The sequence below is a fragment of the Elstera sp. genome, assembly GCF_044372965.1.
Classification (GTDB): domain Bacteria; phylum Pseudomonadota; class Alphaproteobacteria; order Elsterales; family Elsteraceae; genus Elstera.
The window spans coordinates 1-6,176 of record NZ_JBILQX010000194.1; the positions used below are offsets into that span (position 1 = coordinate 1).

The following is a 6,176-nucleotide window of genomic DNA, read 5'->3' on the forward strand; positions in this document are numbered from 1 at the left end:
TGCACCCGGCTCAAGGGGCTTCGGCCCCTTGAGAAACCCGACACCCTTAGGCTTCGGGCCAGAAGTCGGGGGACATCATGTCTGCGAAAGACCAAGGGCAGGTTTCCGGGAAGCTCTCTGGGTCCAATCCCGTTTCCTGCGCGGCTTCGATGCGGGCGTCGCCATAAGCATCGGTCAAACACTCGGTTAATTTCGCGTGCAGACTGGGGTTTTGGCGCAAGTGGCGCTCGATACGGCGACGCTGCTCTAGAATTGAATAGCGCCGGGAATTCCCTCGGAACGCCGGTTGGTAGCGCCACTTTAATAGGTGCAGCAGCAGGATCGTTAAGCGGCTTTCGAGTTCGCGCTGTTCGCCCCGGCCCATGCTCTGAATTTCCTCAGCTATTTTCTCAATATCTGCCTGCGCCAGCTTACCCGCTCGTAAGAGAGCGGCCTGCTGGAGTGCCCAAGCGTGAAAATCGGAATCATAGAGGGACATTGGAACCTCAGGAGGGGCAATGCGAATCCGCAAGATCATTTTCGCATTGACACGAACGCACGTCAACGAAACGAGTTTCTTAAGGGGGTCGCCCTTAAGCGGAGTGCAGAGGCAGAGCCTTTGCAGGGCGTCAGCACAATCCTTCTATCGCCTGATCCACCGACAGATCCTCCAGCCGCGCCTCCCGCAGGATCGTCACTGCCCGCCCGCGCGGCGCGGTTAGGGCCGGGTCGGAAGCACTGGAGAAGAGCACCACGCTTCGGCAGCCCGCCGTTGCGATCAGGTGCATCGGGCCGGTGTCATTGCCCACAGCTAGCTCAGCCCGGCGGGCGAGGGCGCAGAGGCTGGGAAAATCGGTTTGGCCGAGCAGGGAGACCACGCCAGGGGCCTGGGCTTCGATCTCCGTCAACACGCGCGCTTCCGCCCCGGTGCCGATCAGCAGCGGCGTGAGGCCGCGCTCTAACAGGCGGCGGGCGAGGGCGGCATAGGCGAGGGCGGGCCAGCGTTTTTCGGGCCGATGGGCCGAGCCGCCCGGCACCAGCAGGGCGAAGCGGGCGGGCAGGGTGAAGCCGCTCAGGTCGGCGTCGCACCAATCGAGATTGGGCGGCGGCACCTCGGCAATCCCGGCGGCGCGCAACTGCCCGGCTTGGCGCTCGACCGTATGCAGGTGATTGCGGTTCGGGTCGGCGTCGGGCAGGGAGCAGCCGGGGGCGATGCCCGACCAGTCGGGCGGGGTCGGGCGCATCAGCCAGAAATAGCGCGACGAGCGCCCGGAGGTTTGCAGATCATAAACCCGGCCAAAGCCGCCGCCGCGTAACTGCCGCCGTAAGCGGAGCCAGCCGCTAACATCAAGCGCACTGGGGCGCGGATCGATCCAGACATCGTCGAAATAGGGTGCGGACCCGAGCCACGCCGCATAGGGTTTCGTCGTCAGCAGCGTGATAGGGGCACCCGGATGATGGGCGCGGATGGCGGCAAACGGGCCGGTGGCCAGCACGATATCGCCCAAGGCCCCGAGCTTGATGACCAAAATTGGCGCAGCCCGCACCAAAATCAGCCTTGCGGGGCCGTGAACCGCTCCAGCAGTTCGGTGTAGACCTGCATCGTATCGGCGCACATGCGGACCTTCGAGAAATTCTCGCGGATATGGGCCTGCCCGCGCGCGCCCATCGCAGTGCGCACAGCGGTCGGCAGCGCCAAGGCTTCGGTGAGGGCAATCGCCAGCGCGTTGGGGTCGCTCGGTGTCACCAACCAGCCGCTTTCCCCCGGCAGCACGGTTTCGCGCGCGCCGCCGTGGTCCGAGGCGATGACGGGACGGCCCATCGCTTGGGCTTCGGCAACGACGCGGCCAAAGGCTTCGGGGTCGGTGGAGGCGGAAATCACCACATCGGCCAGCATATAGGCGGCGGCCATATCTTTGACCTGCCCGGCAAAGCGGATAATGCCGCCGAGGCCGCGCTGTTCGATGAGGGCTTCGATTTCGGCGCGATAGTCCTCACGGCCCTCGTCGCTGCCAATGAACAGGCATTGAATATCGCGCCGGTCCAGGCGGGCGATGGCTTCGACGACCACCCGGTGCCCCTTCCAGCGCGTGACACGGCCCGGCAGCATCAGCACCGGCATGCCGTCTTCCAGGCGCAGGGCTTGGGCTTGAGCAACCAGCCGGTCGGGGCGCATGCGGGCGGGATCGAACAGCGCCAGATCGACGCCGCGCGGAATCACCCGAATCTTATTCAGCGGCGTTTGGTAGGTGTGGTGGACGTGATCGGCGGTGAACTGCGAGTTGGCGATAACAAGATCGCCCTTTTGCATCACGGCGTTATAGGCGCGCTTCAGCCGGGTCTTAAAATTATAGATCCCGGCGAAGGTGGTGAGGAACGGGCGGCCCGTGCGGCGAGCGGCCCAGAGGGCGCTCCAGGCCGGGGCACGGCTGCGGGCGTGGACGATATCGACGCCCTCGCGCCGGATGATATCGGCAAGGCGCGCAACATTGCGCCAGATCGTGATGGGATTCTTCGAATCGAGCGGCAAAATAATGTGGCGCGCGCCGCTGCGCTCCATTTCGTGGACCATTGGCCCGCCCGAAGAGACGACGACGGACCGACATCCTGCCTGCTGGGTTGCGACCGCAATATCCACCGCCGTCCGTTCGACCCCGCCGGTTTTCAGCGCCGGTAGAACCTGTAGAATGACGGCGGGCCGCGTGGGCGGCAGGTCAGCGTTAGAAAGAGGCGGCGGCGTGGTCAACGACAGCAATCCTTACACGAGCGGCAGTCTTCGGGTCGATCCAGAAGGGATTGGCCGACTGCTGGCCGATTTCGTGGCTCGGGATCAGTGCTTACCCGATTCGGCCACGGCCTATGAAGTAAATTCCGCGTATGGACATAGGGTCGCCTATCGCCATCGTCCAGCGGCTGCGGCCAATCTGCCGGGAATCCTGTTTATCGGCGGCTTCCGCTCGGCAATGGTGGGCATCAAGGCGCGCTGGCTGGATCACCTCGCGCAGGCTTGGGGATGTGGCTATACGCGCTTCGATCCGCTCGGGCATGGGGAGACGGGGGGCGGTTTTGAGAAGGGCGATATCACCACCTGGCTGTCCGATACGCTAACGATCCTAGACAAAGTGACGCAGGGGCCGTTGATCCTGATCGGCTCCAGCATGGGCGGCTGGTTGATGACCCTGGCCGCGCTCGCCCGGCCCGACCGGCTGGCTGGGTTGATCGGGATTGCCGCCGCCCCAGACTTCACCGCCCGCCTGATCGAGCCGCGCCTGACCCCGGCGTTGCGGGCGGCATTGGACCGGGACGGGGTTTTCTTCCGCGCGTCCGCCTATGGCGATCCGGACCCGATTACAGCGCGATTGTTGGCCGATGGATGTAAAAATTTGGTGCTGGATCGGGAACATTCCATGCCGGTTCCGGTACGCTTGCTGCACGGAACAGAGGATACCGATGTTCCCTACGATTGTAGCCTCGCGCTCGCCCAGAGTCTGAAGAGTCCCGACCTAAGAGTGACCCTGCTGAAGGGGGGCGACCATCGTTTGTCACATTCCCGTGATTTGACTGTCTTGGCTCAGACTCTGGCTGAACTTGCGTCCGAATCTCTCAAGAATTCCGGTAATTTCCGGGGTGAAATTACGGCATCCTTAACCTCTGATTAAGCCCTTGGAACGAGGGCCGCGCGCCCTGTCAAGCAATATGGCTAGTTGACTTGGGCGGCTCCTTACCCAATATCTTGTGTGTGACGACGCGGTGAGCCCATCGCGCTCGTCCCTTTGGTCTGGCGCAGAAGGTCGCTAGTCCACGCTAAATTGGCTTAAGGGCCAGCGACACAAAACGACAGAGTTGAAGAGGCCAGAATGATGGATGGTGATGTACGTGCGCATGTAACGGCGCCGGGCCAATCGAAGCCTGTTCAAATCGACCGATCGCGCGACGCGCTCTTAACCGATTTCGGCAAAGAGACGCTGCGCGACCGCTATTTGCTGCCGGGCGAGAGCTTCCAGGATCTGTTTGCGCGCGTCTCCAGTGCCTATGCGGATGATACGGAACACGCTCAGCGCCTCTATGATTACATGAGCCGTCTGTGGTTTATGCCGGCAACGCCGGTTCTCTCCAATGGTGGCACCGGGCGGGGTTTGCCGATCTCCTGCTATCTCAATTCGGTCGATGATAGTCTCGACGGGATCGTCGATACCTGGAACGAGAATGTCTGGCTGTCGGCGCGCGGCGGCGGGATCGGCACCTATTGGGGCAAGGTTCGTTCCATTGGCGAGCCGGTCGGCCTGAATGGCAAGACCAGCGGCATCATCCCCTTCATCCGGGTCATGGATAGTCTGACGCTTGCCATCAGTCAGGGCTCGCTGCGGCGCGGCTCGGCGGCGGTCTATCTCGACATTAATCATCCGGAAATTGAAGAGTTTCTGGAAATTCGTAAGCCATCCGGCGATTTCAACCGCAAAGCCCTGAACCTGCACCACGGCGTTCTGCTGACCGATGAGTTCATGGAAGCGGTGCGCGACGGCAAGGAATTCCCGCTGCGCTCGCCCAAAACCAAGGAAGTGGTACGCACCGCCGACGCGCGCGCGCTGTTCCAACGGTTGGTGGAAACCCGCATCGCCACGGGCGAGCCCTATGTAATCTTCATCGATACCGTAAACCGGACGATGGCCGAGCATCAGCGCACCTTGGGCCTGAAATGCTCCACCTCGAACCTCTGCTCCGAAATCATGCTGCACACGGGGCCGGACCATCTCGGCAAGGCCCGCACGGCGGTTTGCTGCCTCTCGTCGGTCAACGTCGAGATGTGGGAGCAGTGGAGCCAAGAGCCGCGCTTTGTGGAAGACCTGATGCGCTTCCTCGATAACGTGCTGCAAGACTTCATCGACCGCGCCCCGGACGAAATGGCCCGCGCCAAATATAGCGCTAGCCGCGAACGCTCGGTTGGCCTTGGCGTCATGGGCTTCCATAGCTTCCTTCAGATGAAGGGCATTCCGCTGGAAAGCGCCTTGGCGAAATCCTGGAACCTGCGCGTCTTCCGGCACCTGAAAGAGCGGGCGGATGCCGCCTCCATGTACCTCGCCCAAGAACGCGGTGCGTGCCCGGATGCGGCGGAAGTGGGCGTGATGGAGCGGTTCAGCCATAAGATGGCAATTGCGCCCACGGCCTCGATTTCCATCATCTGCGGCGGCACCTCGGCGGGGATCGAGCCGATTCCGGCGAATATCTATAATCACAAAACGTTGTCTGGCTCGTTTGCCGTGCGCAACCCCTATCTGGAAGCGCTGCTGATCCAGAAGGGCCGCAATAGCGAAAGCGTTTGGTCGTCGATGCTGGAGCATGAAGGCTCGGTGCAGCATCTCGATTTCCTCAGCGCCGACGAAAAGGCCGTGTTCCGCACTGCCTTTGAAATCGATCAACGCTGGCTGGTGGAATTTGCCGCCGACCGCACGCCCTATATCTGCCAGGGCACCTCGCTCAATATCTTCCTGCCGGGCGATATCGATAAGTGGGACCTGCTGATGCTGCATTACCGCGCGTGGGAAATGGGCGTGAAATCGCTCTATTACTGCCGCTCGAAGAGCATTCAGCGCGCCGGCTTTGCGGGCGGGGTTGAGACCGACAATACCTACGAGCGCCGCAAGGTGATCGCCGAGGTCAAGGATTACGACGAGTGCCTCGCCTGCCAATAGGCGCGTGGCCCTCGCTTCCTCCGCTTAAACATTTTTCTACACGAGGCTCCAATGCCGCTTCTGTCCGCCAGCAAGGCTTATAAGCCGTTCGAATATCCCTGGGCCTTTGAGTTCTGGAAGCGTCAGCAACAGATCCATTGGATGCCGGAAGAAGTGCCCTTGGGCGAAGATTGCCGGGATTGGGCGCGCAAACTGACCGATCACGAGCGCAATCTGCTCACCCAAATCTTCCGCTTCTTCACCCAAGCCGACGTGGAAGTGCAGGATTGCTACCACGAAAAATACGGCCGGGTGTTCAAGCCGACCGAAATCAAAATGATGCTAACGGCCTTTTCCAATATGGAAACGGTGCATATCGCCGCCTATTCGCATCTTCTGGATACGATTGGGATGCCGGAGCAGGAATATACGGCGTTCCTGCGCTATAAAGAGATGTCGGATAAGCATGATTATATGCAGCGCTTCGGGGTGAGTACCGACGCCGACATCGTCCGCACGCTCGCGGTC

General features: G+C 61.6%; 6 protein-coding genes. 3 read left to right on the forward strand and 3 right to left on the reverse strand.

The window, feature by feature from the left end; genetic code table 11:
• Positions 1-46 precede the first annotated feature (46 nt).
• The 3 genes from ACIQ36_RS17320 to ACIQ36_RS17330 form a co-directional block, all read right to left on the reverse strand.
• Positions 47-478: a DUF29 domain-containing protein gene (locus ACIQ36_RS17320; protein WP_395831621.1), complete on the reverse strand. Its 432-nt coding sequence runs from the start codon at positions 476-478 to the stop codon at positions 47-49.
• Positions 479-608: 130 nt separating this feature from the next.
• Entirely contained in the window at positions 609-1,526 is a 918-nt protein-coding gene (locus ACIQ36_RS17325; RefSeq protein ID WP_395831623.1) for a glycosyltransferase family 9 protein, read from the reverse strand.
• A 5-nt stretch (positions 1,527-1,531) separates the two neighbouring features.
• Positions 1,532-2,725 (reverse strand): glycosyltransferase family 4 protein, encoded by a 1,194-nt coding sequence (locus ACIQ36_RS17330; protein ID WP_395831625.1) that lies wholly within the window; start codon positions 2,723-2,725, stop codon positions 1,532-1,534.
• Between ACIQ36_RS17330 and ACIQ36_RS17335 the strand changes: the two genes are divergently transcribed.
• The 3 genes from ACIQ36_RS17335 to ACIQ36_RS17345 all read left to right on the forward strand — a co-directional run.
• The gene (locus ACIQ36_RS17335) at positions 2,718-3,638 is read left to right on the forward strand and encodes an alpha/beta hydrolase (RefSeq protein WP_395831628.1); all 921 of its coding nucleotides are present in this window, start codon (positions 2,718-2,720) and stop codon (positions 3,636-3,638) included. The genes ACIQ36_RS17330 and ACIQ36_RS17335 overlap by 8 nt on opposite strands.
• A 198-nt stretch (positions 3,639-3,836) precedes the next feature.
• Positions 3,837-5,669 (forward strand): ribonucleoside-diphosphate reductase subunit alpha, encoded by a 1,833-nt coding sequence (locus tag ACIQ36_RS17340; RefSeq protein ID WP_395831631.1) that lies wholly within the window; start codon positions 3,837-3,839, stop codon positions 5,667-5,669.
• Positions 5,670-5,720: 51 nt separating this feature from the next.
• Positions 5,721-6,176, forward strand: a 456-nt coding sequence (locus ACIQ36_RS17345; protein WP_395831633.1) for a ribonucleotide-diphosphate reductase subunit beta, incomplete at its 3' end; no start/stop codon positions are given.

Excerpts from the sequence above, each read along its gene's own strand:
- ACIQ36_RS17320 (WP_395831621.1), bottom strand. The coding sequence starts at position 478 with ATGTCCCTCTATGATTCCGATTTTCACGCTTGGGCACTCCAGCAGGCC.
- ACIQ36_RS17340 (WP_395831631.1), top strand. The coding sequence starts at position 3,837 with ATGATGGATGGTGATGTACGTGCGCATGTAACGGCGCCGGGCCAATCG.